Genomic DNA, 761 nt, shown 5'->3' with positions numbered 1-761 from the left:
TTTTGAATAATTTCGGCAAAATGCTCATCGCCGTATTGATAAATGGTTGCTTCATTGAATCTACTTACTCCTCCATTACCATTCTGATCAATGTTAGCATTATTATAGGTTCCATGTTGCAACAAATAGGCATTATTACCCCGACTTGTTCCTCCGAAATTACCTGTAATGTTTCCACTTTGTGTAAGTGTCCCTTTATTATAATCACCTATTTGCTCCCAAACGGCATGGTTGTCAATGCTATTTCCAAAACCCTCCTGAAGCAGGTCACCCTCATTATCATTTCCTTTTTGAATGAGTAACCCAAAATTGTTGCGTACTCTCCCTCCTTCACCATCCTGCTCCAATTCTCCTCCATTGCGTTTTCCTATTTGGATCCATATCCCCTTATTATTCCTGGTAGTACCCGCATCACTTTCCTGGTCAATACTTCCAAAATTATTGTATCCCTTTTGTATCAAAATGGCGGTATTTTCACGGGTAAGTCCTCCACGTTCACCAGTCTGTTCAATAACTCCGGTATTTCCATTTCTCAACTGCAACAGAATGGCCTTATTTCCAATGCTTCTTCCCACTCCTTCAAGTGTACTTGCACCTGATTGGTCAATCCGGCCTCCATTATTATTCCCTATTTGCAACCAAAAAGCCTTATTATTAACCGTCTCTACCCCTGCCCCAAAAGCAGTTTGTAGGATTTTGATCCGATTTCCGTTTCCTATCATTAATGCGGCAGCGTGGTTATCGGAAGAAATCCCCCTATT

Annotated in this window: 1 protein-coding gene; it reads right to left on the bottom strand. The window is 41.0% G+C overall.

The genetic code is table 11. From position 1 onward, the window contains the following. The coding region (locus E1171_RS00510) for a hypothetical protein (protein ID WP_425509592.1) at positions 1-761 on the bottom strand (761 nt) is incomplete at both ends.

It is taken from the genome of Xanthovirga aplysinae (assembly GCF_009711365.1).
GTDB lineage: Bacteria > Bacteroidota > Bacteroidia > Cytophagales > Cyclobacteriaceae > Xanthovirga > Xanthovirga aplysinae.
The sequence above is the reverse complement of the archived record's forward strand: the minus strand, read 5'-3'. Positions and strand labels throughout refer to the sequence as shown.